The 23,563-nt window shown below is 62.1% G+C and carries 25 protein-coding genes and 1 riboswitch; of the genes, 15 read left to right on the top strand and 10 right to left on the bottom strand.

Features of this window, described 5'->3' with window-relative positions; genetic code table 11:
* The first annotated feature begins 157 nt into the window (after nucleotides 1–157).
* Nucleotides 158–1,153 carry a 6-phosphogluconolactonase gene (gene pgl / locus AC6BYQ_RS06685; RefSeq protein WP_154746701.1) on the top strand — a complete coding sequence of 332 codons (996 nt, stop codon included), beginning with the start codon at nucleotides 158–160 and terminating at the stop codon, nucleotides 1,151–1,153.
* Nucleotides 1,154–1,217: 64 nt separating this feature from the next.
* Here the strand turns inward: pgl and AC6BYQ_RS06680 are convergent, their stop codons facing one another.
* Together AC6BYQ_RS06680 and dmeF are read right to left on the bottom strand one after the other, a co-directional pair.
* Entirely contained in the window at nucleotides 1,218–1,700 is a 483-nt protein-coding gene (locus AC6BYQ_RS06680; protein ID WP_019454001.1) for a kinase inhibitor, read from the bottom strand.
* Between the two features lie 32 nt (nucleotides 1,701–1,732).
* The gene (gene dmeF / locus AC6BYQ_RS06675; protein WP_498056538.1) at nucleotides 1,733–2,701 is read right to left on the bottom strand and encodes a CDF family Co(II)/Ni(II) efflux transporter DmeF; all 969 of its coding nucleotides are present in this window, start codon (nucleotides 2,699–2,701) and stop codon (nucleotides 1,733–1,735) included.
* A 78-nt stretch (nucleotides 2,702–2,779) separates the two neighbouring features.
* Between dmeF and AC6BYQ_RS06670 the strand changes: the two genes are divergently transcribed.
* Together AC6BYQ_RS06670 and AC6BYQ_RS06665 are read left to right on the top strand one after the other, a co-directional pair.
* Nucleotides 2,780–3,055, top strand: coding sequence for a metal/formaldehyde-sensitive transcriptional repressor (locus AC6BYQ_RS06670; protein ID WP_019453999.1), 276 nt, complete (start codon nucleotides 2,780–2,782; stop codon nucleotides 3,053–3,055).
* A gap of 2 nt (nucleotides 3,056–3,057) precedes the next feature.
* The gene (locus AC6BYQ_RS06665) at nucleotides 3,058–3,459 is read left to right on the top strand and encodes a YkvA family protein (protein ID WP_019453998.1); all 402 of its coding nucleotides are present in this window, start codon (nucleotides 3,058–3,060) and stop codon (nucleotides 3,457–3,459) included.
* Between the two features lie 3 nt (nucleotides 3,460–3,462).
* On the opposite strand, the gene bioA is transcribed toward AC6BYQ_RS06665, so the two are convergent.
* Complete coding sequence (bioA, locus tag AC6BYQ_RS06660; RefSeq protein WP_154746703.1) at nucleotides 3,463–4,737, bottom strand: adenosylmethionine--8-amino-7-oxononanoate transaminase; 1,275 nt, start codon at nucleotides 4,735–4,737, stop codon at nucleotides 3,463–3,465.
* A gap of 88 nt (nucleotides 4,738–4,825) precedes the next feature.
* On the opposite strand from bioA, the gene bioB reads away from it, so the two are divergent.
* From bioB to bioD, 4 genes are read left to right on the top strand one after another with little or no spacing between them, the layout of a single operon-like run.
* Nucleotides 4,826–5,863 carry a biotin synthase BioB gene (gene bioB, locus AC6BYQ_RS06655; RefSeq protein WP_154746704.1) on the top strand — a complete coding sequence of 346 codons (1,038 nt, stop codon included), beginning with the start codon at nucleotides 4,826–4,828 and terminating at the stop codon, nucleotides 5,861–5,863.
* Nucleotides 5,863–7,014 (top strand): 8-amino-7-oxononanoate synthase, encoded by a 1,152-nt coding sequence (gene bioF, locus AC6BYQ_RS06650; protein ID WP_211129928.1) that lies wholly within the window; start codon nucleotides 5,863–5,865, stop codon nucleotides 7,012–7,014. The genes bioB and bioF overlap by 1 nt, the downstream gene beginning before the upstream one ends.
* Nucleotides 6,998–7,765, top strand: coding sequence for a malonyl-ACP O-methyltransferase BioC (gene bioC, locus AC6BYQ_RS06645; RefSeq protein ID WP_198636083.1), 768 nt, complete (start codon nucleotides 6,998–7,000; stop codon nucleotides 7,763–7,765). Before bioF ends, bioC begins: the two co-directional genes overlap by 17 nt.
* On the top strand, nucleotides 7,758–8,432 hold the full coding sequence (gene bioD, locus AC6BYQ_RS06640) for a dethiobiotin synthase (RefSeq protein WP_021504003.1): 675 nt from the start codon (nucleotides 7,758–7,760) through the stop codon (nucleotides 8,430–8,432). Before bioC ends, bioD begins: the two co-directional genes overlap by 8 nt.
* A gap of 26 nt (nucleotides 8,433–8,458) precedes the next feature.
* On the opposite strand, the gene AC6BYQ_RS06635 is transcribed toward bioD, so the two are convergent.
* Nucleotides 8,459–9,181, bottom strand: a complete 723-nt coding sequence (locus AC6BYQ_RS06635; protein WP_019453992.1) for an ATP-binding cassette domain-containing protein — start codon at nucleotides 9,179–9,181, stop codon at nucleotides 8,459–8,461.
* A 1,103-nt stretch (nucleotides 9,182–10,284) separates the two neighbouring features.
* On the opposite strand from AC6BYQ_RS06635, the gene uvrB reads away from it, so the two are divergent.
* Entirely contained in the window at nucleotides 10,285–12,297 is a 2,013-nt protein-coding gene (gene uvrB / locus AC6BYQ_RS06630) for an excinuclease ABC subunit UvrB (protein WP_019453991.1), read from the top strand.
* 99 nt (nucleotides 12,298–12,396) lie between these two features.
* Nucleotides 12,397–12,663 (top strand): VF530 family protein, encoded by a 267-nt coding sequence (locus AC6BYQ_RS06625; RefSeq protein ID WP_019453990.1) that lies wholly within the window; start codon nucleotides 12,397–12,399, stop codon nucleotides 12,661–12,663.
* 6 nt (nucleotides 12,664–12,669) lie between these two features.
* Here AC6BYQ_RS06625 and yvcK read toward each other — a convergent pair whose 3' ends face one another.
* Nucleotides 12,670–13,587, bottom strand: a complete 918-nt coding sequence (gene yvcK, locus AC6BYQ_RS06620; protein ID WP_063918936.1) for a uridine diphosphate-N-acetylglucosamine-binding protein YvcK — start codon at nucleotides 13,585–13,587, stop codon at nucleotides 12,670–12,672.
* A 259-nt stretch (nucleotides 13,588–13,846) separates the two neighbouring features.
* A riboswitch (molybdenum cofactor riboswitch) is annotated at nucleotides 13,847–13,991 on the top strand.
* Between yvcK and moaA the strand changes: the two genes are divergently transcribed.
* The 6 genes from moaA to AC6BYQ_RS06590 all read left to right on the top strand — a co-directional run bounded on the left by moaA (nucleotide 13,978) and on the right by AC6BYQ_RS06590 (nucleotide 17,540).
* A complete protein-coding gene (moaA, locus tag AC6BYQ_RS06615) occupies nucleotides 13,978–14,964 on the top strand; it encodes a GTP 3',8-cyclase MoaA (RefSeq protein WP_154746707.1) in 987 nt (328 codons plus the stop codon). Its footprint overlaps the riboswitch before it by 14 nt.
* A 24-nt stretch (nucleotides 14,965–14,988) precedes the next feature.
* Nucleotides 14,989–15,504, top strand: a complete 516-nt coding sequence (moaB, locus tag AC6BYQ_RS06610) for a molybdenum cofactor biosynthesis protein B (protein ID WP_019453987.1) — start codon at nucleotides 14,989–14,991, stop codon at nucleotides 15,502–15,504.
* A gap of 3 nt (nucleotides 15,505–15,507) precedes the next feature.
* On the top strand, nucleotides 15,508–15,987 hold the full coding sequence (gene moaC / locus AC6BYQ_RS06605) for a cyclic pyranopterin monophosphate synthase MoaC (RefSeq protein WP_019453986.1): 480 nt from the start codon (nucleotides 15,508–15,510) through the stop codon (nucleotides 15,985–15,987).
* Entirely contained in the window at nucleotides 15,984–16,229 is a 246-nt protein-coding gene (moaD, locus tag AC6BYQ_RS06600) for a molybdopterin synthase sulfur carrier subunit (RefSeq protein WP_019453985.1), read from the top strand. The genes moaC and moaD overlap by 4 nt, the downstream gene beginning before the upstream one ends.
* A gap of 2 nt (nucleotides 16,230–16,231) precedes the next feature.
* Nucleotides 16,232–16,699: a molybdopterin synthase catalytic subunit MoaE gene (gene moaE, locus AC6BYQ_RS06595; protein WP_019453984.1), complete on the top strand. Its 468-nt coding sequence runs from the start codon at nucleotides 16,232–16,234 to the stop codon at nucleotides 16,697–16,699.
* A gap of 130 nt (nucleotides 16,700–16,829) precedes the next feature.
* Nucleotides 16,830–17,540, top strand: a complete 711-nt coding sequence (locus AC6BYQ_RS06590; RefSeq protein WP_198636080.1) for a Bax inhibitor-1/YccA family protein — start codon at nucleotides 16,830–16,832, stop codon at nucleotides 17,538–17,540.
* 70 nt (nucleotides 17,541–17,610) lie between these two features.
* Here the strand turns inward: AC6BYQ_RS06590 and AC6BYQ_RS06585 are convergent, their stop codons facing one another.
* From AC6BYQ_RS06585 to AC6BYQ_RS06565, 5 genes are read right to left on the bottom strand one after another with little or no spacing between them, the layout of a single operon-like run.
* Nucleotides 17,611–18,717, bottom strand: coding sequence for an ABC transporter permease (locus tag AC6BYQ_RS06585; protein ID WP_154746708.1), 1,107 nt, complete (start codon nucleotides 18,715–18,717; stop codon nucleotides 17,611–17,613).
* A 12-nt stretch (nucleotides 18,718–18,729) separates the two neighbouring features.
* On the bottom strand, nucleotides 18,730–19,884 hold the full coding sequence (locus AC6BYQ_RS06580; RefSeq protein WP_498056537.1) for an ABC transporter permease: 1,155 nt from the start codon (nucleotides 19,882–19,884) through the stop codon (nucleotides 18,730–18,732).
* Nucleotides 19,881–21,617, bottom strand: a complete 1,737-nt coding sequence (locus AC6BYQ_RS06575; RefSeq protein WP_498056536.1) for an ATP-binding cassette domain-containing protein — start codon at nucleotides 21,615–21,617, stop codon at nucleotides 19,881–19,883. The genes AC6BYQ_RS06580 and AC6BYQ_RS06575 overlap by 4 nt, the downstream gene beginning before the upstream one ends.
* Nucleotides 21,618–21,625: 8 nt before the next feature.
* Nucleotides 21,626–22,612 (bottom strand): secretion protein HlyD, encoded by a 987-nt coding sequence (gene hlyD / locus AC6BYQ_RS06570; RefSeq protein WP_074054823.1) that lies wholly within the window; start codon nucleotides 22,610–22,612, stop codon nucleotides 21,626–21,628.
* Between the two features lie 18 nt (nucleotides 22,613–22,630).
* On the bottom strand, nucleotides 22,631–23,329 hold the full coding sequence (locus tag AC6BYQ_RS06565) for a CerR family C-terminal domain-containing protein (protein WP_498056535.1): 699 nt from the start codon (nucleotides 23,327–23,329) through the stop codon (nucleotides 22,631–22,633).
* Between the last annotated feature and the right edge of the window lie 234 nt (nucleotides 23,330–23,563).

The raw sequence follows: 23,563 nt of genomic DNA, 5'->3' as shown, positions 1-23,563 counted from the left end.
ACAGTTATGTTTCCGATGGTACACCGGATAGCCAACGGAGAAAACCGCGTGAGCTTCCGGTGCTAAGCAGGGTTGCCATGCGACGGATGTGCGGTAAGCTAGGGGCAATCGAACGGCCTGAAACCGGTTCCTCTTTTACCCTTTGCAAGGAGAACACATGAAGCAAATCGTTTATGTCGCCAGCCCGGAGAGCCAGCAGATCCACGTCTGGCAGTTGGACGACGCCGGCGCGCTGACGCTGCTGCAAACCGTTGACGTGCCGGGCCAGGTGCAGCCGATGACCCTTCATCCGGACAAGACCCACCTGTACGTCGGCGTGCGTCCGGCGTTCGGCATCGTCAGCTACCGCATCGAGGCGGACGGCACGCTGCAGCAGGCCGGCATGGCGCCGCTGCCGGGCAGCCCGACCCATATCTCCACCGATTTGCAGGGGCGTTACCTGTTCTCCGCCTCCTACAGCGGCAACTGCGCCAGCATCAGCCCGATCGGCCACGACGGCGTGGTAACGGCGCCGATCCAGCAGATCGACGGCCTGAACGCGCCGCACTCGGCGAACATCGATCCGACCAACCAGCTGGTGCTGGTGCCGTGCCTGAAAGAAGACCGCATCCGCCTGTTCAATCTGAGCCTGGCCGGGCAGCTGACGCCGCACGCGCAGGACGCGGTGGATATCGCCGCCGGCGCCGGTCCGCGCCATATGGCGTTCCACCACAACGACAAGTTCGCCTACTGCGTCAATGAGCTGAATGGCACGGTAGACGTGCTGGCCATTTCGGAAAACGGCGGCAAGTACAGCGTGACGCAGACGCTGGACATCATGCCGAGCGATTTCGACGGCACCCGCTGGGCGGCGGACATTCATATCACGCCGAACGGCCGCTTCCTGTACACCAGCGATCGCACCGCCAGCATTCTGACCATCTTCAGCGTTTCCGAAGACGGCGGCACGCTGAGCCTGGTCGGCTATCATCCGACTGAAACGCAGCCGCGTGGTTTCAATATCGATCACAGTGGTCGCTTCGTGATTTCGTCCGGCCAGAAATCCGATCACATCGCGGTGCATGAGATTGACCAGAGCAGCGGCGAGCTGACCACGCTGGCGCGTTATCCGGTGGGCAAAGGCCCGATGTGGGTGAGCGTGCTGGCGAAGTAATTTGTCGGCCAGACTCGAGTGGAAAGCGCGGTGCGGTTGACCGCGCTTTTTTATTGGCGGGGGATCAGTTGAACATCACCGTCAGCGTGGCGCTGCCGAGACTGTGGAAATGGACGTTGAAGCCCACCAGCGCGCCGCTGGAACCCTCATCCACGTCAATGTGCTCCACGTCCAACGCATGCACGGTGAACTGATAGCGGTGGCTCTCGCCCGCTGGCGGCGCCGCGCCGCCGTAACCGGCCGAACCGAAGTCGGTGCGGGTCTGCAACGCGCCGGCGGGCAGCGGCGCTTTGCCTGAGCCCGCGCCCTGTGGCAGCTCGCGCACGTCGGCGGGAATGTTGGCCACCACCCAGTGCCACCAGCCGGAGCCGGTCGGGGCATCGGGATCGTAAACGGCGATCACGAAGCTCTTGGTGCCGGCTGGCACGCCGTCCCAGGCCAGGTGGGGCGACAGGTTATCGCCGTGGTAGCCCATGCCGTTGAAAACCTGCTGCTGCGGCAGCTTGCCGCCGTCCTGCAGATCGTTGCTGTACAAACGAAAAGCCATAGTGACTCCCAGTTGCGATAAAAGCAGAGCCCTTAAGCTAGATCTTTTTGGTGGGACAATACAAGCCCTTGCGCCAGCGACGGGCGGTTGATCTCGACGGTGATATGCACCAGTTCGGGATGAACGGCCAACAGTCGACGTATCCTGTCGGCGGTGAGGGCGCGATCGGCGCTGCTCAGGGCGATGACGCAATGATATTTTCCTTTGCCGATACGGCCTAAATGCAAATCGGTCAGCGTGAGCGAGTGGCCGGAGGTGGCCAGCGTTTGACGAATCTCTTGTGCAACGGGAGCGTCCATTTCGGCATCCAGCAAAATCTTCCCGCTATCGCGCATCAGGCTATAGGCCCAGGCGGCAACCATCATGGCGCCGACGATGCCCATCAGAGGATCGAGCCAAACGGCGCCCCAAAGCTTGCCGCCGAACAGTGCGACGATCGCCAGTACCGAAGTGGCCGCGTCGGCGATGACGTGGATATAAGCGGAACGCAGGTTGAGGTCATGATGATGGTCATCGTGGTCATCCCCGTGATGATGGTGGTGGCCGCCGCCGCGCAACAGCCAGGCGCAAAGCAGATTGACGGCCAGCCCGATCGTACCGATGGCGATGGCTTCGTTGTAATGAATCGGGCTGGGATTCATCAGCCTCTGCGCAGACTGGAACAGCATCAGCGCTGCCACCAGCACCAACAACACCGCGCTGGTGTAGCCGGCCAGCACTTCTATCTTCCAGGTGCCGAGGCTGAAGCGGCGATCTTTAGCCAGCCGTCGTGCGGCGCCGTAAGCCAGCACCGACAGGCCCAGAGCCAGCGCGTGCGAGCTCATGTGCCAACCGTCGGCCAGCAATGCCATCGAGTTAAACAGCCAGCCCCCGGCTATCTCGATGACCATCATACTGGCGGTGAGTATTACCGCCCATCTGGTGTTTCTTTCAGCCAATGGGTTACCATCGTCAAAAACGTGGCTGTGCTCGCGGCGCAAAGCGGGCGCGTGAGAAGTCATGGTGAAGTTCCTCAGCAAAAGGTAGTGTGCTGAAATATACTATACCCCAGTATAGTAAATAACAATCAGGCGGAAATGATGAGTCATACCATCAGAGATCAAAAGAAGCTGTTGGCGCGGGTGCGCCGCATTAAAGGGCAGGCCGAAGCGCTGGAGCGCGCGCTGGAAAGCGGCGGTGAGTGTTCTGCTATTCTGCAGCAGATTGCGGCGGTGCGCGGCGCGGTCAACGGTTTGATGGCGCAGGTGCTGGAAGGGCACGTGCGCGAACACTTGGCTGCTGCGGACGCCACGCCGCAGCAGCGTGAGCAAGACATCGAGCAATTGATGACCGTCTTACGTTCCTATATGAAATAACCATGATTTCACTGAAAAAACGCACGCCGTGGTTTGGCTGGCTGCGCCGTTGGGCCAAAAGCATCAAGCGCGATATCTATGCGCTGTGGCTGGCGGCCCGCGATCGCCGCACCCCGTGGTACGCCAAGCTGATCGCGCTGCTGGTGGCCGGCTATGCGATCTCGCCGATCGATCTGATCCCGGACTTCATTCCGGTATTGGGCTATCTGGATGATGTGATCATCGTGCCGTTGGGCATCATGTTGGCGGTGCGCCTGATCCCCAAGCCGCTGATGGCCGAGTTGCGCGAGAAGGCGCAACAGCGCGTCGATAATCCCACCGGCCGCATGGCGGCGGCGATGATCATTTTACTCTGGCTGCTGTGCCTGGGGCTGCTGGCCCGCTATCTGGACCAGCATTGGTAGGGGTCAGCGCGCGGCTGCGGCCACGGCTGCGGTCAGGCGGCTGAGCTGTTCCGCTTCGATGATGTAAGGCGGCATCAGGTAAATCAGTTTGCCGAACGGCCGGATCCACACCCCGCGCTCGACGAAACCGCGCTGCAGTTCGGCGACATCCACCGGTTCGCGCATCTCCACCACCCCAATCGCCCCCAGCACCCGCACGTCCGCCACCTTCGGCAGCGCCGCTAACGGCAGCAGTTCCTGCTTCAGCTGGGCTTCGATGGCGCTCACCTGTGCCTGCCAGCGATTTTCCGCCAGCAGCGCCATGCTGGCGTCCGCCACCGCGCAGGCCAGCGGGTTGCCCATAAAGGTCGGCCCGTGCATGAAGCAACCGGCTGCGCCGTTGCTGATGGTCTCCGCCACGTGGCGGGTGGTCAGAGTGGCGGAGAGGGTCATGTAACCGCCGGTCAGCGCCTTGCCCAGGCAGAGAATGTCCGGCACCACCTGCGCGTGTTCGCAGGCGAATAGCTTGCCGGTGCGGCCGAAGCCGGTGGCGATCTCGTCGGCGATCAGCAGCACCTGATGGCGATCGCACAGCTCGCGTACCCGCTTGAGGTAGGTTGGGTGGTAGATGCGCATGCCGCCAGCGCCTTGCACCACCGGCTCCAGGATCACCGCCGCCACCTCACCGGCGTGCTGCTCCAGCAGCGCGGCGAACGGGGCGATGTCCTCTTCACGCCATTCTTCGTCGAAGCGGCACTGCGGCGCGGTGGCGAACAGATGCGGTGCCAGATAGCCCTGATAGAGGCTATGCATCGAGTTGTCCGGATCGCAGACCGACATTGCGCCGAAGGTATCGCCGTGATAGCCGTGGCGCAGCGTCAGGATGCGCTGCCGCCGCTCACCGCGCGCCTGCCAGTACTGCAGCGCCATCTTCAGCGACACTTCCACCGCCACCGAACCGGAATCCGCCAGGAACACGCACTGCAACGCTTCCGGCGTCATCTCCACTAACCGGCGGCACAGCGAGATGGCGGCCGGATGGGTAATACCGCCGAACATCACGTGCGACATCTTTTCCAGCTGCTGGCTGGCGGCCTGATTCAGGTGCGGATGGTTGTAACCGTGGATCGCCGCCCACCAGGAGGACATGCCGTCCACCAGACGCCGGCCGTCGGCCAGCTGCAGCTCGACGCCGCTGGCCGACTCGATCGGATAACAGGGCAGCGGGCGGCTCATGGAGGTGTAGGGGTGCCAGATATGACGTTGGTCGAACGCCAGGTCGGAAGCGGTCACGGACATACTTGTAAACCAAATTGAATTAAGATTGGTTGACAGTATATCCACAATATTTAAACTGGCGACACTTTTTCGTTTTGGAGACGCCATGATGGCCGACCGCATTCACTGGACAGTAGGGCAAGCCCAGGCCCTGTTTGATAAACCTCTGCTTGAACTGCTGTTCGAAGCGCAAACCGTACACCGCCAGCACTTCGACTCGCGTCAGGTGCAGGTCAGCACGCTGTTGTCGATCAAGACCGGCGCCTGCCCGGAAGACTGCAAATACTGCCCGCAGAGCTCGCGCTACAAAACCGGCCTGGAGTCGGAGCGGTTGATGCAGGTCGAGCAGGTGCTGGAATCGGCGCGCAAGGCCAAGGCGAACGGCTCGACCCGTTTTTGCATGGGCGCGGCGTGGAAGAACCCGCACGAGCGCGACATGCCTTATCTGCAGCAGATGGTGCAGGGCGTGAAAGCGATGGGCATGGAAACCTGCATGACGCTGGGTACGCTGGATGGCACCCAGGCCGAGCGGTTGGCGGAGGCCGGGCTGGATTACTACAACCATAACCTCGACACCTCGCCGGAGTTCTACGGCAGCATCATCACTACCCGCAGCTACCAGGAACGTTTGGATACGCTCGACAAGGTGCGCGACGCCGGCATCAAAGTCTGTTCCGGCGGCATCGTCGGGCTGGGAGAAACGGTGCGCGACCGCGCCGGGCTGCTGGTGCAGCTGGCCAACCTGCCTAAGCCGCCGGAGAGCGTGCCGATCAACATGCTGGTGAAGGTGAAAGGTACGCCGCTGGCGGATAACGACGATGTCGATCCATTCGATTTCATCCGTACCATCGCAGTCGCGCGCATCATGATGCCGGCCTCTTATGTCCGTCTCTCCGCCGGTCGTGAACAGATGAATGAACAGACGCAGGCGATGTGCTTCATGGCCGGCGCCAACTCGATCTTCTACGGCTGCAAGCTGCTGACCACGCCGAACCCGGAAGAAGACAAAGACCTGCAGCTGTTCCGCAAGCTGGGGTTGAACCCGCAGCAGACCGCCACCGAACACGGCGACAACCAGCAACAGCAGGTGCTGGCTAAGCAGCTGCTGAATGCCGATACCGCCGAGTTTTACAACGCGGCGCCGTGATGAGCTGGTCACAACGTATCGAGCAGGCGCTGGCGGAGCGGCGTTTGAACGCCGCCTACCGTCGCCGACAGGCCACCGAGGGCGGCAATGGCCGCCAGATCCGGCTTGGCGATCGTCTCTACCTGAATTTCTCCGGCAATGACTATCTGGGGCTGAGCCAGGATGCGCGGGTGATCGCCGCCTGGCAGCAGGGCGCGCAGCGTTACGGCGTCGGCAGCGGCGGTTCGGGCCACGTTACCGGCTTTTGCGCGGCGCATCAGGCGCTGGAAGAGCAGCTGGCGGAGTGGCTCGGTTATCCGCGCGCGCTGCTGTTCATTTCCGGCTATGCCGCCAATCAGGCGGTGTTGGCGGCGCTGATGCAGAAAGGCGATCGCATTTTGGCCGATCGTCTCAGCCACGCCTCGCTGCTGGAGGCGGCGGCGCAGTCGCCGGCCGAGCTGCGCCGCTTCCAGCACAATCAGCCGCAGGCATTGGCGGATCTGTTGGCCAAACCCTGCGACGGGCAGCGGCTGGCGGTGACCGAAGGGGTGTTCAGCATGGACGGCGACGGCGCGCCGTTGGCGGAACTGCATCGTTTAACCCGTGCGGCGGGCGCCTGGCTGATGGTGGACGATGCCCACGGCGTCGGCGTGCGCGGCGAGCAAGGCCGCGGCAGCTGCTGGCAGCAGGGCGTGCGCCCTGAACTGTTGGTGGCGACCTTTGGCAAGGCGTTCGGCGTCAGCGGCGCGGCGGTGTTGTGCGATGAGGCGACCGCCGAGTACCTGCTGCAGTTCGCCCGCCATCTGATTTACAGCACCGCGATGCCGCCGGCGCAGGCCTGCGCGCTGCAGGCAGCGCTGGCCTGCATTCGAGAGGGCGATGAACTGCGCGCCCGACTGCAGGACAACATTCGGCGCTTCCGCCAGGGGGCGGCGCCGCTGGCGCTGACCCTGACGGACTCCGACACCGCCATCCAGCCGCTGCTGGTAGGGGACAATCAGCGCACGCTCGATTTGGCGACAAGGCTGCGCGAGCGCGGATTGTGGGTGAGCGCCATTCGTCCGCCGACGGTGCCGCCGGGCGGCGCGCGGCTGCGCATTACCCTGACGGCGGCGCATCAGCCGCAGGATATCGATCGTCTGCTGGAGGTATTGCATGACGTCAGCCAATGACAGGGTGAACAAACAGGCGGTCGCCTCGGCTTTCAGCCGCGCGGCTGGCAGCTACGACGCCGCCGCTGCGCTGCAGCGTGACGTTGGCGAGCGCTTACTGGAGATGGGCAGCGCTCATCCGGGCGAACGGCTACTGGACGCCGGCTGCGGCACCGGCTATTTCAGCCGCCGGTGGCGCGAGCGCGGCAAGCAGGTGACGGCGCTCGATCTGGCACCAGGGATGTTGGCATTCGCCCGCCAGCAACAGGCGGCGCACCATTATCTGCTGGGCGATATCGAGCAGGTGCCGTTGCCCGACGCGGCGATGGACATCTGTTTCAGCAGCCTGGTGGTGCAGTGGTGCAGCGATCTGCCCGCGGCGTTGGCGGAGCTGTATCGCGTCACCCGGCCCGGCGGCGTGATCCTGTTCTCCACGCTGGCGGCGGGATCGCTGCAGGAGTTGGGGGACGCCTGGCAACAGGTGGATGGCGAGCGCCACGTGAACGCCTTCCTGCCGCTGGCGCAGATCCGCGCCGCCTGCGCCGACTATCGACACGAGCTGGTGACGGAGCTGCGCACCCTGAATTACCCGGACGTGATGACGCTGATGCGTTCGCTTAAGGGCATCGGGGCGACGCATCTGCACCAGGGACGCGAGGGCGGCCTGATGTCGCGCGGCCGTCTCGCCGCTTTGCAGGCGGCTTACCCGTGCCGGCAGGGGCAGTTCCCGCTCAGCTATCATCTGGCCTATGGAGTGATTTATCGTGATTAAACGTTGGTTCGTGACCGGCACCGACACCGAGGTCGGGAAAACTGTCGCCAGCAGCGCCTTGCTGCAGGCCGCCAATCTGGCGGGCTACCGCAGCGCCGGCTATAAGCCGGTGGCCTCGGGCAGCGAGATGACCGCCGAGGGGCTGCGCAACGGCGACGCGCTGGCGCTGCAGGCCAACAGCGGCGTGGCGCTGGGGTACGACGAAGTGAACCCTTACGTTTTTGCCGAACCGACTTCGCCGCATATCGTTAGCGCCGATGAAGGCCGGCCGATCGACGCGGCGCGGCTGTCCGACGGCCTGCGCCGGCTGGAACAGCGCGCCGACTGGGTATTGGTCGAGGGCGCCGGCGGGTGGTTTACTCCGTTGTCGGCGCAGTACACCTTCGCCGACTGGGTACAGCAGGAGCAACTGCCGGTGATCCTGGTGGTGGGCATCAAACTGGGCTGCATCAACCATGCGGTATTGACGGCGCAGGCGGTGCAACAGGCGGGGCTGACGCTGGCCGGTTGGATCGCCAACGACGTGGCACCGCCGGGGCGACGGCATCAGGAATACCTGGCCACGCTGCGCCGCATGCTGCCGGCGCCGCTGCTGGGCGAAATCCCGCACCTGCCGCAGGCCGAACGGGCGCCGTTGGGACAATATCTGGATATCAGCCTGTTATAAACTCTCAATGAGGGAGCCTCGCTCCCTCATCCTCCGTCCTGTCCCGCCAGACCGACGCCGATCAGCGCCTCATCCAGCTGCGCCAGCGCGCCGTGCGCCACCGTGCGCCCGCTATCCAGCAGGCAAAAGCGATCCGCCACCCGGCGCACGAACGGCAGCTGATGTTCTACCAACAAAATGGTCATGCCCAACTCATAGTTGAGCCTGCGGATCACATTGCCGATATCGGCGGCGATCGAAGGCGGCACGCCCGCCGTCGGTTCGTCGAGGATCAGCAGCGCCGGTTCCTGGGCCAACGCACGGCCGATGGCCAGCTGGCGTTGGGCGCCTGCGCACAGATCGCCGGCGCGGCGGGCGCGCATCTGGCGCAAGTTGGGGAACAGGCTGTAGATCAGCGGCGGAATGCGGCGAGGAGCGCCGCGCACGGCCATCTGCGCCACCTGCAGATTCTCTTCCACGCTCAGCTGCGAGAAGAGTTGCCGCCCCTGGGGCACGTGGCTGATGCCCAGCGCGGCCCGGCGCTCCATCGGCTGCAACAGCAGGTTTTGCGGCGGCTCATCCGCCGGCTGCCAGGTCATGCTGCCGCTCACCACCGGCAAGTGCCCCACGATACAGTTGACCAGCGTGGTTTTGCCCACGCCGTTGCGCCCGAGCAGCACGGTGCACTGGCCGCGCGGCAGCTCCAGATTGATGTCCCACAGGATGTGGTTCTGCCCGTAAAATTGATTGACCGATCTCAGGCTCAGCATTTGGCATTCTCCTCATCGACGCCCATTCCACCCGTTGGCGGGTTGCTGCAAAGGCCGCTTTGGCGGCTGATTTCCCGAGTGTGGCAATGCCTGGAACAAAATGCCGTCCGTCCGATGCCCGATCACGGTTAGCGGTGGACGGAATGACAGTCAATATGTCGTGAAAAGCGACGCTTATGACGACTTGGTGTCGTTCTCGCGCTTTTACGAAGGATAGTGCGACGCCGGGATGGGGCACTGGGCAGCGCATTATGCTGCCGCGTCCGGTGTGCACGCAGAAAGATAAAGCAACTCCCAGGCCAGTTTTTTCGTCGGATGAAAATGGCAGGTTGTTATCGTCTTGTTAACCGCCGGTCGGGCCTGGCGGGCGGCGCCGCGGCGGCTCGAAAATATGCGGGGAAGTTAACCCGAACGTTTTTTGCACTCTTGTGGTGCTCCCCGAGGTGGGCGTGGTGCAAGGCGTTGCGCCGCCGTCAAGAACGATCGGGGCGAAAGGGGACAATGCGATTTTGGCAATGGGGATTTTTAGTATTAATCGGCATAAACAAAGCGATATTTTTATGAAAAAATAACTAAAAAAGGCATTTTGGCGAGTGTAAAGGGCGAAAAGCTTTCTTTCTGTAACTCCCGCCACGGGCGGGGCGGTGAGAGTTATCCACTATTCCTGTGGATAACCTTGTGTATTAGATTTAGAAAAACGCTGTAAAGCGAGAGCGGACGCGGGTTCTGTTCGCTTTGTCCGCATTCTCGTCTTTTTATTAAATTAATTAAATATCAATAGGTTAATTAAAATCAAGACGCAAGGGTATTGTTCGCGCTTCTATGTATGATTTTTCGCCGCGGTGCTATCAATAAGTTAATTTGCGGCAAGTTCTGGGGATAAATCTGTTATTGACAATAAAAATGTCACCCGACTGTAACGCCACGGTGCAATGACGCGCTCGCCACGCCGGGCGCAGCGACGAATCCGCTTGAAGCTGGTTTTATATCCAGTATCATGGGCACTGGCGCAAATCGCCGACACTTTCCATAATTAGGGGCCATGCCCGGCGCAGAGCCGGCTGGCCGCCTGAGCGCGCGCATCTCCACAGGGTAGCCGAGCCATGAGTAAACTGTTCAAACTGCATTCTGAATTCAAACCGGCCGGCGATCAGCCGGAAGCCATCCGCAAGCTGGAAGAGGGGCTGGAAGACGGCCTGGCGCACCAGACGCTGCTGGGGGTCACCGGTTCGGGCAAGACCTTCACCATCGCCAACGTGATAGCCGATTTAAATCGGCCGACCATGGTGCTGGCGCCGAACAAGACGTTGGCGGCGCAGCTGTACGGCGAGATGAAAGAGTTTTTCCCGGAGAATGCGGTGGAGTACTTCGTCTCCTACTACGACTACTACCAGCCGGAAGCCTACGTGCCGAGCTCCGACACCTTCATTGAAAAAGACGCGTCGGTGAACGAGCACATCGAGCAGATGCGTCTTTCCGCCACCAAGGCGCTGCTCGAACGGCGCGACGTGGTGGTGGTGGCGTCGGTGTCGGCGATCTACGGCCTGGGGGATCCGGATCTTTACCTGAAGATGATGCTGCATCTGACCCAGGGCATGATCATCGATCAACGCTCCATTTTGCGCCGGCTGGCGGAGCTGCAGTATTCCCGCAACGATCAGGCCTTCCAGCGCGCCACCTTCCGCGTGCGCGGCGAGGTGATCGACATTTACCCGGCGGAATCGGACGAGCTGGCGCTGCGCGTCGAGCTGTTCGACGAAGAAGTGGAACGGCTGTCGCTGTTCGATCCGCTGACCGGGCAGATCGAGCAGGTGGTGCCGCGTTTTACCATTTACCCTAAGTCGCACTACGTCACGCCGCGCGAGCGGATCATACAGGCGATGGAAGAGATCAAGGTCGATCTGGCGGACCGCCGCAAGGTGTTGCTGGCCAACAACAAGCTGCTGGAAGAGCAGCGCCTGACGCAGCGCACCCAGTTCGATCTGGAGATGATGAACGAACTGGGTTACTGCTCGGGCATCGAAAACTATTCGCGCTACCTGTCCGGCCGCGCCGAGGGTGAACCGCCGCCGACGCTGTTCGATTACCTGCCGGCGGACGGCCTGCTGGTGGTCGACGAATCCCACGTCACCATTCCGCAGATCGGCGCGATGTTCAAGGGCGACCGCGCGCGTAAGGAAACGCTGGTGGAATACGGTTTCCGCCTGCCGTCGGCGCTGGATAACCGCCCGCTGCGCTTCGAGGAGTTCGAGGCGCTGGCACCGCAGACCATCTATGTCTCCGCGACGCCGGGCAAATATGAGCTGGAGAAATCCGGCGGCGATCTGATCGATCAGGTGGTGCGTCCGACCGGGTTGCTGGATCCGATCGTCGAGGTGCGGCCGGTCGCCACCCAGGTGGACGATCTGCTCTCCGAGATCCGCAAGCGCGCGGCGATCAACGAGCGCGTGCTGGTGACCACCCTGACCAAACGCATGGCGGAAGATCTGACCGAATACCTGGAAGAGCATGGCGAGCGCGTGCGCTATCTGCACTCGGACATCGATACCGTGGAACGGGTCGAAATCATCCGCGATCTGCGTCTGGGCGAGTTTGACGTGCTGGTGGGCATCAACCTGTTGCGTGAGGGGCTCGACATGCCTGAGGTGTCGCTGGTGGCGATTCTGGACGCCGACAAGGAAGGCTTCCTGCGCTCCGAGCGTTCGCTGATCCAGACCATCGGCCGCGCGGCGCGTAACCTGAACGGCAAGGCGATCCTGTATGGCGATCGCATCACCGATTCAATGGCCAAGGCGATCGGCGAAACCGAGCGGCGCCGCGCCAAGCAGCAGGCGTACAACGAAGCCAACGGCATCGTGCCGCAGGGGCTGAACAAGAAGATCGGCGATATCCTGCAGATCGGCCAACCGGTCAACCGTGCCAAGGGCAAAGGCAAGGGCAAGGCAGCGGAAAGCGGCACTCAGCTTCAGAACCTTACGCCGAAAGCGTTGGATCAGAAGATCCGCGATCTGGAGGCGCAGATGTACACTCACGCGCAGAACCTGGAGTTCGAACAGGCGGCGGCGCTGCGCGACGAAATCCATCAGCTGCGCGAGCAGTTCATCGCGATTTCCTGATCGTTTGGCGGCGCCTGCGCTGCGGGCGTCAAAATTCCTTGTCGGCCGCGTCAAAGCTGTTATGGTGTGCGGCCCGATCTGACCGCGAGAGTACCGAACATGAACCAACACCAGTCTAAAGACCCGCTGCACGGCGTAACGCTGGAGCAACTGCTGAATAAACTGGTGGATCACTACGGTTGGTCCGAGCTGGGCGAGCGCATTCGCATCAACTGTTTCCGCAGCGATCCGAGCATCAAGTCCAGCCTGAAGTTTTTGCGCCGAACGCCCTGGGCGCGCAAAGAGGTGGAAGATCTGTATATCGATATGGTCAGCCATCCCGCCCCGGCCAGCGATAACCCCTGGCTGCGCGGGCGCGACGGCTAAATTCGGTCAGCGGCGGGCGGCCAGCTCCACCAGCGCTTGATCCAGCGCCTGACGCAGCAGCTGGCGATCGTGGCGGTAGGGGATGTCGCTCGCTTCCAGCGGCTGTTGAATCACCACCCGATCCTGCACTTCACTGGCGTCCACCGCCGGGCCGACGATCAGCGCGTCGATCATAGGGCGGCCGATCTTATCTTCCATCAGCGTCAGCTTATCCTTTAACGACAGCGCCGCGGCGGCCACGCTCAGCTCGCGGCCGAGGTTGCCGATATAGATCATGCTGGCGCTGCTGCGGCGCAGCGCCTGGGTGAGATCGTCCAGCAGCAGCAGCGGCATCAGGCTGGTGAGGAAACTGCCTGGCCCGATCAGGATCACGTCGGCCTGCGCGATGGCGTCCAGCGCTTCGCGCGTGGCGTTGACCGGCGGCGACAGCATCAGCTCCTGCGGCATATGGGTCAGCTGATCGACATTCACTTCACCGTAAACATGGTTGCCTTCGTGATCGTGCGCCATCAAATCCACCGGCTGTTCCGACATCGGGATCAGCGCGGCGTCCACCTTCAGCAGGCTGCGCACCAGGTTGATCGCTTCCAGCGGGCGCACGCTCAGGTGATCCAGCGCTTTCAACATCAGGTTGCCGAGGTTGTGGCCGGCCAGTTCGCCGTTGCCGCTGAAGCGGTATTCGAACATCGCCGAGGCGACGCTCGGTTCGGTGATCAGCTGGTTGAGACAGTTACGGGTATCGCCCCAGGCAATGCCGCCTTCCGAACGACGGATACGGCCGGTGGAGCCGCCGTTGTCGGTGGTGGTGACGATGCCGGTCAGGCGTGAGCCTAAGGACGACAGGGCCGACATGACACGGCCCAGGCCGTGTCCGCCGCCTAACGCCACCACGCGGTCGAGATCGGCCAGGGTACGATTGAGCATAAATTTCCTTACAAAGGGGCTGAACTGCCCGCATAAGGTAGCGGATCCGGCGTAAAAACGCGATAAGAGTGTCATTTGCGTGATTCCGGTCAATTCGTCCGCGCAAGCGATGTTTATCATGGTTTACCAGAATACGCGGCGTCCAAAAACGCTGTATAGACAATTATATAGCGAATTTACGCGTTGGCTATCGTTACCGATTAGCGCTAGAATTCTGTTGAAAACCACGGTTTCGTTCCGGCTACTTAAGCTAGCGGAAAGAGAAATCAAACTCCTAGCCCCTGCGCCTACGTTGTTCATCATGAACGATATGGCGCCTGGGCCGTGGCGAAGTCAGCCACCAGGGTGCAGAGGGGAAACGCTCGCATCTCCCGACTTTGGAAAGGTGTTATGGTACCGCAACTCATTGATGCTTATGAGCGCAAGTTCTATTACCTGCGCTTGTCGATCACCGACGTGTGCAATTTTCGTTGCACCTATTGTCTGCCCGATGGCTACAAGCCGAGCGGCAGCCCGAAAAGCTTCCTGTCGCTGGATGAAATCCGCCGCGTCAGCCGCGCGTTCGCCGAGCTGGGCACCGAAAAGGTGCGCCTGACCGGGGGCGAGCCTTCGCTGCGCCGCGATTTTACCGAGATCATCGCCGCCGTGCGGGAAAACCCGGCCATTCGCACGCTGGCGGTCACCACCAATGGCTACCGGCTGGCGCGCGACGTCGCCGCCTGGCGTGACGCCGGTCTGACGGCGATCAACGTCAGCGTCGACAGCCTGGATCCGCGCCAGTTTCACGCCATTACCGGTCAGGATAAGTTCCGCCAGGTGATGGACGGTATCGACGCCGCCTTTAGCGCCGGTTTCAGCAAGGTCAAGGTCAACGCGGTGCTGATGCGCGACGTTAACCACCAGCAGCTCGGCGCCTTTCTCGCCTGGATCAAGGATCGGCCGATCCAGCTGCGCTTTATCGAACTGATGGAAACCGGCGAGGGCGGCGAGCTGTTTCGCAAACACCACGTCTCCGGCGAAGTGATTCGCCAGCAGCTGGAGCAGCAGGGCTGGCAGCGCCAGGCGCGCGGCCGCAGCGATGGCCCGGCGCAGGTGTTCAGCCACCCGGACTATCAGGGCGAGGTGGGGCTTATCATGCCGTACGAAAAAGACTTCTGCGCCAGCTGCAACCGACTGCGCGTTTCTTCCATCGGCAATCTGCACCTGTGCCTGTTCGGCGAGCAGGGCGTGCCCCTGCGCGATCTGCTGGCGGACGACGGCCAGCTCGACGCGCTGAAGGCGCGCATCCAGCGCGGGCTGCTGAGCAAGAAGCAGACCCATTTCCTGCATCAGGGCAACAGCGGGATTACCCAGAACCTGTCGTTTATCGGCGGCTGACAGCCAATAGGAGCTTATTGAACCATGAGCCATGCGAGTAGCGAATTTATTGCGGCGCACATCGCCATACTGACCGTGTCCGACAGTCGCGGCGCGGCGGAGGATACCTCCGGCCAATACCTGCAGGAAGCGGCGCAGGAAGCCGGCCATCAGGTGGTGGATCGCGCCATCGTCAAAGATGACATTTACCAGATCCGCGCGCGGGTTTCCGCCTGGATCGCCGATGACAACGTGCAGGCGGTGCTGATCACCGGCGGCACCGGTTTTACCGCCCGCGACAACACGCCGGAAGCGCTGTTGCCGCTGTTCGACAGAGAGGTGGAGGGGTTCGGCGAACTGTTCCGCATGGTGTCGTACGAAGAGATCGGCACCGCGACGATCCAGTCGCGCGCGCTGGCCGGCCTGGCCAACCGCACGGTGATTTTCGCCATGCCGGGATCTACCCGCGCCTGCCGCACCGCCTGGGAGCGGATTATCGAAGAGCAGTTGGACGCGCGCCATCGGCCGTGCAACTTCCAGCCCCATTTGAAGAAGCCCTGAGTCATGACACAGCTAACCCACATTAACGCCGCCGGCGAAGCCCATATGGTCGACGTTTCCGCCAAGGCGGAAACGGTGCGCGAGGCGCGCGCCGAAGCCTTCGTCGAGATGCTGCCCGCCACGCTGGCGATGATCGTCGACGGTAGCCATCACAAGGGCGACGTGTTTGCCACGGCGCGCATCGCCGGTATTCAGGCGGCCAAGCGCACCTGGGAGCTGATCCCGCTGTGCCATCCACTGATGCTGAGCAAGGTCGAAGTGCAGCTGGAGGCGCAGACGCAGCACAACCGGGTGCGCATCGAAACCTGCTGCCGGCTGACCGGCAAAACCGGCGTCGAGATGGAGGCGCTGACCGCCGCCTCGGTAGCGGCATTGACCATCTATGACATGTGCAAAGCGGTGCAGAAAGACATGGTGATCGGCCCGGTGCGCCTGCTGGCGAAAAGCGGCGGCAAATCCGGCGATTTTAAGGTGAACGCATGATCGATATTCTTTTCTTCGCGCAGGTGCGCGAATTGGTGGGCACCGGCGGTCTGTCGATGCCGGCGGATTATCCCACCGTTGAGGCGTTGCGTCAGGCGCTGTGTGCGCGCGGCGATCGCTGGGCGTTGGCGCTGGAGTCCGGCAAGCTGCTGGCGGCGGTCAATCAGTCGCTGGTGGCGGCGGACCATCCGCTGCGCGCCGGCGATGAAGTGGCTTTCTTCCCGCCGGTCACCGGGGGGTAAACATGGAAAACACCCGCATTCGCGTGGGCGAAGCGCCGTTCAACGTCGGCGACGAGTATCAGTGGCTGGCGCAGTGCGACGCCGACGGCGCGGTGGTGACCTTCACCGGCAAGGTGCGCAACCATAATCTGGGGGACGACGTCAGCGCGCTGACGCTGGAACACTACCCCGGCATGACCGAGAAGGCGCTGGCGGAGATCGTGGCCGAGGCGCGCAGCCGCTGGCCGCTGCAGCGCGTGACGGTGATCCACCGCGTCGGCGCGCTGTATCCCGGCGACGAGATCGTGTTCGTCGGCGTGACCGGCGCGCACCGCAGCATGGCGTTCGCCGCCAGCGAGTTCATCATGGACTACCTGAAGACCCGCGCGCCGTTCTGGAAGCGCGAAGCCACCGGCCAGGGCGATCGTTGGGTGGACGCCCGCGACAGCGATCGTCAGGCGGCGCAGCGCTGGCAAAAAGCGGCTAAATAGCGCGTCAACAGCGGAAACAAATCAATACCTTTGCCGCTTTCGCGCGGCATATTCTGTGGTACGCTTATAGCAGGCGAAGCCCCGCTCGCGGGGCTTCGGAATCTTGTTTACAACGCAAAAGGTAACCGTCATGGACCGATATCCACGCTCTAATGGTTCAATCGTCGAACGTGCCAACAGCGGCATTCAGGCCTACATGGCGCAGGTCTACGGCTGGATGACCTGCGGTCTGCTGCTGACGGCGTTCGTTTCCTGGTATGCGGCCAACACGCCCGCGATCCTCAACTTCATCTTCTCCAGCCAGATCACCTTCTTCGGTCTGATCATCGCTCAATTAGCGCTGGTGTTTGTGATTTCCGGCATGGTCAACCGCCTGAGCGGCACGGTGGCTACTTCTCTGTTCATGCTGTACTCGGCGCTGACCGGGCTGACGCTGTCGAGCATCTTCATCGCTTACACCTACAGCTCGATCGCCAGCACCTTCGTGGTTACCGCCGGCATGTTCGGCGCCATGAGCCTGTACGGCTACACCACCAAACGCGATCTGAGCGGCTTCGGCAGCATGCTGTTCATGGCGCTGATCGGCATCGTGCTGGCCTCGCTGGTGAACATCTGGCTGAAGAGCACCGCGCTGATGTGGGCGATTACCTACATCGGGGTGGTGGTGTTTGTCGGCCTGACCGCCTACGACACGCAAAAACTCAAGGCGATGGGCGAGCAGCTGAATGCCGATGATAAAGACGGCTTCCGCAAGTACGCCATCGTTGGCGCGTTGACGCTGTATCTCGACTTCATCAACCTGTTCCTGATGTTGCTGCGTATCTTCGGCAACCGTCGCTAAATCCTTTGTTTTTCAAACCATAGGGTGTCTGGCGTTCAAAGAGCTCTGCATGTGACATGCAGAGCTTTTTTTATGCGATTTTGCGGCGGAACAGCGCATAGGCGGCACTGCCGGTGGTGGCGGTGATCACCAGCAGCGGCCACAGGCTGTGCCAGATGATGTCGAAGCTGGCGTCCTTCAGGTAGATCTGCTTGGTGATGTCGGTGAAGTGGCGTATCGGGTTCACCCAGGTCAGATCCTGCAGCCATACCGGCATGTTTTCCACCGGCGAGACGTAACCCGAGAGCAGGATCGCCGGCATCATGAACACGAACACCCCGATGAATGCCTGCTGCTGAGTGGCGCACAGCGACGAAATCAGCAGGCCGAATCCCACCAGCGACAGCCCGTAGATCAACATGGTGGCGTAGAACAACAGCAGCGATCCGGCGAATGGGATCCGGTACAGGAAAATGCCGATCAGCAGCACGATTGAAGCCTGGAACATCGCGACGATCTGCGCCGGCACCGCCTTGCCGATAAAGATTTGCCAGGTGGTAAGCGGTGAGACCAGCAGCTGTTCCAGCGTGCCCTGTTCACGTTCGCGCGCCACCGATAGCGAGGTGACGATCAGCACGCCGATGGTAGTGATCATGGCGATCAGCGACGGCACCACGAACCATTTGTAGTCCAGATTCGGGTTATACCAGTTGCGCACCACCAGCTCGCTGTTGTTGGGTTTGGCGCGGCTGCCGAGCAGCTCGTTCTGATATTCCTGCACGATCTGCTGTACGTAGTTGGCGGCGATTTGCGCGCTGTTGGAGTTGCGCCCGTCGAGCAGCAGCTGCAGCGGCGCGGTGTTGCCGGCGGCGATATCGCGCGAGAACTGCGCCGGGAAGCGGATCAGCAGCAGCGCCCGTTGGTTATCAATGGTAGCTTTTATCTCCTGCGGGCTGCGCAGCAACAGCACGTGTTGAAAGGCCTTGGCCTTGGCGAAGCGTTGGGTCAACTCCACCGAGGACTGGCCGCTGTCCTCGCTGTAGACCGCGATGGTGGCGTTGGTGACTTCCAGCGTCGCGGCGAACGGGAACAGCAGCACCTGCAGGATCACCGGCATGATTAAAATGGCGCGGGTTTGCGGATCGCGCAGCAGCGCCTGCATTTCCTTGATGATGAGCGTCAACAGACGATGAAACATCGCTCTTTCTCCTCAATCCAGCCGGCGCTGGGTTTTCCAGGCCGTCAGGCCGATGAACACCACGGCGGAAGCGATCAGGAACAGCAGATTGATCGCCAGCACGGTGCCGACGTTACCCGCCAAAAACAGCGTTTGCAGCGTGCTGACGAAGTAGCGCGCCGGAATGATGTAGGTCACCGCGCGCACGATGGCCGGCATGCTGTCGATCTGGAAGATAAAGCCCGACAGCATGATCGAAGGCAGGAAGGCGGCGTTCAGCGCCACCATCGCCGCGTTGAACTGATTGCGGGTGAGGGTGGAAATCAGCAGGCCCATGCCGAGGGTGCTGGCGAGGAACAGGCTGCTTATCAGCAGCAGAATGGGCAGCGAGCCGCGGTAGGGGACGCCGAGCACCCAGACCGCCACCGCCATGCACAGCGCCATGGCGAACATGCCGAGGAAATAGTAGGGAATAAGCTTCGAGAGCAGCAGTTCGCTGCGGGTCACCTGGGTGGACAGCAAGGCTTCCATGGTGCCGCGCTCCCACTCGCGGGCGATCACCAGCGAAGTGAGGATGGCGCCGATCACCGTCATGATAATGGTGATGGCACCGGGAATGATGTAGTGCCGGCTGATGGCCGCCGGGTTGAACCAGTAACGCATTTGCACGTCGATCAGCGGCTTGTCGCTGCTCCCGCTATCGGCGGCGCGCTGCTGCTGCCAAATTTGCCAAACGCCTTGGGCGTAGCCCTGCACAAAGTTGGCGGTGTTCGGTTCACTGCCGTCGGTGATCACCTGAATCGGTGCGCTGTCGTGCGGGCGCGCCATGCGCTGGTCGAAATCCACCGGGATCACCACCAGACCGCGGATCGTACCGGCCTGCATTTGCTGGATCAGCTGCTGGCGGTTATCGCTGATGGTTGGTTCGATATAGGGCGAGCCGGCGAAGGCATGGGCCAGATCGCGCGCGTCTTCGCTTTGTTGCTCCATCAAGATACCCAGATGCAGTTTGCTGGAGTCGAGATTGATGCCGTAGCCGAAGATAAACAGCAACATCAGCGGGATGACGAAGGCGATCAAACCGCTGCTGGGATCGCGCAGTATTTGCCGCGTCTCCTTCAGGCACAGCGCGCGCAGCCGGCGCCAGGAGAAGCCGCCGTCGTCGATTGGGGATCGGTTGTCGCTCACCGCGTTTCCTCCTTGTCGTAGCCCTGTACCAGCTCGATAAATGCCTGTTCCATTGAAGGATTGGGATTATTGTCGCGCGCCACCTGCTGTTTGAGGTCGTCCGGGGTGCCGGCGGCGATGATCTTGCCGCGGTACACCAGGCCGATGCGGTCGCAGTACTCCGCCTCGTCCATAAAGTGGGTGGTCACCATCACCGTGACGCCTTTGTCGACCATGCCGTTGATGTGCAACCAGAACTCGCGTCGCGTCAGCGGATCGACGCCGGAAGTCGGTTCGTCGAGGAACAGAATGTCCGGTTCGTGCATCAGCGCGCAGGCCAGCGCCAGGCGTTGCTTGAAGCCGAGCGGCAGCGCGTCCGGCGTTTGAGCGAGGATCGGCGCGAAGTTAAAGGCGCGGGACATTTCATCGATTTTATCGCGTTGCGCCTTGCCGCTCAGGCCGTAGACGCCGGAGAAGAATTTCAGGTTCTGCGCCACCGTCAGGTTGCCGTACAGCGAGAATTTTTGCGCCATGTAGCCGAGCCGTTGGCGCGCCTTGCCGGAGCTGGTCTTCAGATCCATCCCCAGCACCAGCGCTTTACCTTCGGACGGCACCAGCAGACCGCACATCATTTTAAAGGTGGTGGACTTACCGGCGCCGTTCGGGCCGAGCAGGCCGAAAATTTCACCGCGCCGCACCTGAAAGTCGACGTGATCGGTGGCGGCGAAGTCGCCGAATTTTTTGGTCAGCTGCACCGCTTCGATCACGGTTTCGCCGCTTTCACCGTTGACGGTCGGCATGATCTCCGCCAGCGCCGAGCGGTGGTTGGGGCCGCCGCCGAGCAGATCGATAAACGCATCTTCGAAGCGTGGATCCGCCTCGTCGAGTTCGGCGTCCGGCAGATCCAGCGCCTGAAGCAGTTGGCGGTGATCCTCGCCCTCCTTCAGGATCAGGCGCAGAGATTTTCCCTGGATCACCCCGTCGGTGACCGACGGCAGGCAGATCGCCCGCTGCAGCAAGGCGCGATGACTGCCGGGCGGCGCGGCGATCAACACCGTGCGCCCGGCCATGCGTTGGGTCAGATCCTGCGGCGCACCGTTGAACAGCAGTTCGCCCTCGTTGAGCAGCAGCACCTCGCGGCACTGCTCGGCCTCATCGAGATAGGAGGTGCTCCACAGGATCAACATGCCGTCGTTGGCCAGTTCGTGCACCATGCGCCACAGCTCGCGGCGCGAGATCGGATCGACGCCGACGCCCGGCTCGTCCAGCAACAGCACCTGAGGTTCGCCTACCAGCGTGCAGGCCAGGCCGAGCTTCTGTTTCATGCCGCCGGACAGCTTGCCCGCCAGGCGCTCAGTGAAGCGCGTCAGATCGGTGAATTTCAACAGCCGTTCGAAGGTCTGGCGGCGAAGATCGCCGGTAACGCCGCGCAGATCGGCGTACAGCGTCAGGTTCTCCATCACCGTCAGATCCTCATACAGCCCGAACTTCTGCGGCATGTAGCCGAGGATCGCGTGCAGTTGGCGATCCTGGGCGATCGGATCCAGCCCGGCGACCCGCAATTTGCCGCTGCTGGGCTGCAGCAGCCCGGCCAGCATGCGCAGCAGGGTGGTTTTGCCGGCGCCGTCCGGCCCGACCAGCCCGATGACCGCGCCGCTGCGCAGGGTGGTGGTCAGGCTGGCGACCGCCGGTTTTTCAAGCGACGGGAAGCGTTTTTCCAACCCTTCCAGTTCGATGGTGTGCACCTGTTCCATGGCCGGCCTCAGGGTTTGGCGAAGCGCAGGGTAACCGGCATGCCCTGGCGCAGCGCATCGTCGGCGTCGGTGACGATCACCCGCAGGCGGTACACCAGATCGGTGCGCAGATCCGGCGTTTCAACGCTTTTCGGCGTGAATTCCGCGGTCGGCGAGACGAAACCGATCTTGCCGTGGTAAGGCTTGTCGGGCCGGCCGTCGGTGTAAATTTCCAGCTCGGTGCCGGGCACCGCCTGGTTCAGGCTGGTCTCGTTGACGTAGGCGCGCACCCACACCGGCCGGGTCAGCGACAGGGTGAACACCGTACCGCCGGCGCCGAGCATGGTGCCCGGCTCCACCGCGCGGGTCAGCACCGTGCCGGCGGACGGGGAGACCAACGTGGCGTCTTGCAGGTTCAATTGCGCCTGCGCCAGCGCCGCTTCGCTCTGCGCCACGTCGGCCTTGGCCTGTTCAATCTCTTGCGGGCGATTGCCGCTGCGGTATTGCGACAGCTTGTCCTTCGCCGCCTGCAGGTTGGCCTGTGCCTGATTGCGGGCGGTGCGCGCATCCTCCAGCGCGTCGGCGGACGTGGCGTTTTTCGCCCACAGCCCTTGCTGGCGCTTCAGGAAGCTGTCGGCGTAGGCGAAGGCGGACTGACGTTGCGCCATTTCTGACTGTACCTGGGCTATCTCTTCAGTGCGATAGCCGGCCTGCAGCAGCGACAGTTTGGCGCGCGCGCTGCCGACGTTGGCCTCGGCCTGCTGCAGCGCGTTGCGGTAGGGGGCATCGTCCAGTTTGCCGAGCAGCTGGCCCGGCTGAACGGCATCGCCTTCATCCACCGTCAGCGACGCCAGGCGGCCGTCGACGCGAAAACCGAGGTTGACCGTGCGGATATCGACGTTGCCGTACAGCGTCAGCGGCTTATCCTGCTGCCGTTGGTAATGCCAGACCGCGTAAGCGGCGGCCGCGATCAGCAAAATTAACAACACGATCAAGGCACTGCGTTTTTTGTTCATAACACTCCCTGCCTGAATTTACGCGCCATGGCGTTGGCGCAGCCCAATAACCAAAATCTCGATATGCTCGCTCAGCACCGCTGCGATCTGCGCGGCTTCACTTTCACCAATCTCTTGCCAGCCGGCCTGACGACGGATGGTCTCTCGCGCAACGCGGAACGACAGCACCTCGCCGATCAGCGCGTGGGTATGCAGCACCAGGCGAGTGGCGTGCTCGTCAATGCCGGTCGCGGCAGACAGCAGGCGGCACAGCCGCTCGTGCATCGGCGCGATCACCTGGCTGTGGATCAGCGGGTAAGCGTCGGTCGGGGCGAGCTGTTCGCGCGACATGATTTTGCTCAGGTTCAGCGTGTGCGGTTGAGTCATCAGCGCGCTGAAGGCCAGCAGTCCGCGTTGCAGCAAGCACAGCGCGGCGTCGGGTGTGTGGTGTTCGGGGGCTTCTTGCCCAAAGCGATCGGCCTCTTCGGCCAGCGGGGCGAACGCCTGCTGGATGAAATCGGCGAGCGACTGCGCAACGGCCAGATACAGCCCCTCTTTGGAACTGAAGTAATAGGTGATGGCGGCGATGTTCTGGCCGGCGCGCTGAGCGATATCGCGCGTGGTGGCGCCCTGCAGGCCGTATTCGCCGAACAGTTCGGTCGCCGCGGCGAGCAGCTGCCGGCGCGTTTGCTCGCCGCGCGCCCGGCCGGCGGCCTGATGAGGTACGGAAGCTGGCATGGGTCACGCTCAAAGTTAATCAATCATATGATTAACTTTATGCCAGATTGTCTAAAACGCAACCGCTAACCACAATGAGTTATGTGATCGGTCTCAGACAATGCTGAATTTACGGCAGATTGTGCTTTCTACGCGTAAAAGTGCTTTTTATTGCGCGACTTCTGTTACAATCGCCGCCTGGTGCACTGCAGTTTGTGCCAATCCCTCGTGGTCATGCTTAATGCCCCGTCTGAT

Source organism: Serratia sp. LTN-2 (assembly GCF_059740205.1).
The sequence above is the reverse complement of the archived record's forward strand: the minus strand, read 5'-3'. Positions and strand labels throughout refer to the sequence as shown.

Coding starts and splice junctions, on each gene's coding strand:
- pgl (WP_154746701.1), top strand. CDS start 158: ATGAAGCAAATCGTTTATGTCGCCAGCCCGGAGAGCCAGCAGATCCAC.
- AC6BYQ_RS06680 (WP_019454001.1), bottom strand. CDS start 1,700: ATGGCTTTTCGTTTGTACAGCAACGATCTGCAGGACGGCGGCAAGCTG.
- dmeF (WP_498056538.1), bottom strand. CDS start 2,701: ATGACTTCTCACGCGCCCGCTTTGCGCCGCGAGCACAGCCACGTTTTT.
- AC6BYQ_RS06670 (WP_019453999.1), top strand. CDS start 2,780: ATGAGTCATACCATCAGAGATCAAAAGAAGCTGTTGGCGCGGGTGCGC.
- AC6BYQ_RS06665 (WP_019453998.1), top strand. CDS start 3,058: ATGATTTCACTGAAAAAACGCACGCCGTGGTTTGGCTGGCTGCGCCGT.
- bioA (WP_154746703.1), bottom strand. CDS start 4,737: ATGTCCGTGACCGCTTCCGACCTGGCGTTCGACCAACGTCATATCTGG.
- bioB (WP_154746704.1), top strand. CDS start 4,826: ATGGCCGACCGCATTCACTGGACAGTAGGGCAAGCCCAGGCCCTGTTT.
- bioF (WP_211129928.1), top strand. CDS start 5,863: ATGAGCTGGTCACAACGTATCGAGCAGGCGCTGGCGGAGCGGCGTTTG.
- bioC (WP_198636083.1), top strand. CDS start 6,998: ATGACGTCAGCCAATGACAGGGTGAACAAACAGGCGGTCGCCTCGGCT.
- AC6BYQ_RS06635 (WP_019453992.1), bottom strand. CDS start 9,181: ATGCTGAGCCTGAGATCGGTCAATCAATTTTACGGGCAGAACCACATC.
- uvrB (WP_019453991.1), top strand. CDS start 10,285: ATGAGTAAACTGTTCAAACTGCATTCTGAATTCAAACCGGCCGGCGAT.
- AC6BYQ_RS06625 (WP_019453990.1), top strand. CDS start 12,397: ATGAACCAACACCAGTCTAAAGACCCGCTGCACGGCGTAACGCTGGAG.
- yvcK (WP_063918936.1), bottom strand. CDS start 13,587: ATGCTCAATCGTACCCTGGCCGATCTCGACCGCGTGGTGGCGTTAGGC.
- moaA (WP_154746707.1), top strand. CDS start 13,978: ATGGTACCGCAACTCATTGATGCTTATGAGCGCAAGTTCTATTACCTG.
- moaB (WP_019453987.1), top strand. CDS start 14,989: ATGAGCCATGCGAGTAGCGAATTTATTGCGGCGCACATCGCCATACTG.
- moaC (WP_019453986.1), top strand. CDS start 15,508: ATGACACAGCTAACCCACATTAACGCCGCCGGCGAAGCCCATATGGTC.
- moaD (WP_019453985.1), top strand. CDS start 15,984: ATGATCGATATTCTTTTCTTCGCGCAGGTGCGCGAATTGGTGGGCACC.
- moaE (WP_019453984.1), top strand. CDS start 16,232: ATGGAAAACACCCGCATTCGCGTGGGCGAAGCGCCGTTCAACGTCGGC.
- AC6BYQ_RS06590 (WP_198636080.1), top strand. CDS start 16,830: ATGGACCGATATCCACGCTCTAATGGTTCAATCGTCGAACGTGCCAAC.
- AC6BYQ_RS06585 (WP_154746708.1), bottom strand. CDS start 18,717: ATGTTTCATCGTCTGTTGACGCTCATCATCAAGGAAATGCAGGCGCTG.
- AC6BYQ_RS06575 (WP_498056536.1), bottom strand. CDS start 21,617: ATGGAACAGGTGCACACCATCGAACTGGAAGGGTTGGAAAAACGCTTC.
- hlyD (WP_074054823.1), bottom strand. CDS start 22,612: ATGAACAAAAAACGCAGTGCCTTGATCGTGTTGTTAATTTTGCTGATC.
- AC6BYQ_RS06565 (WP_498056535.1), bottom strand. CDS start 23,329: ATGCCAGCTTCCGTACCTCATCAGGCCGCCGGCCGGGCGCGCGGCGAG.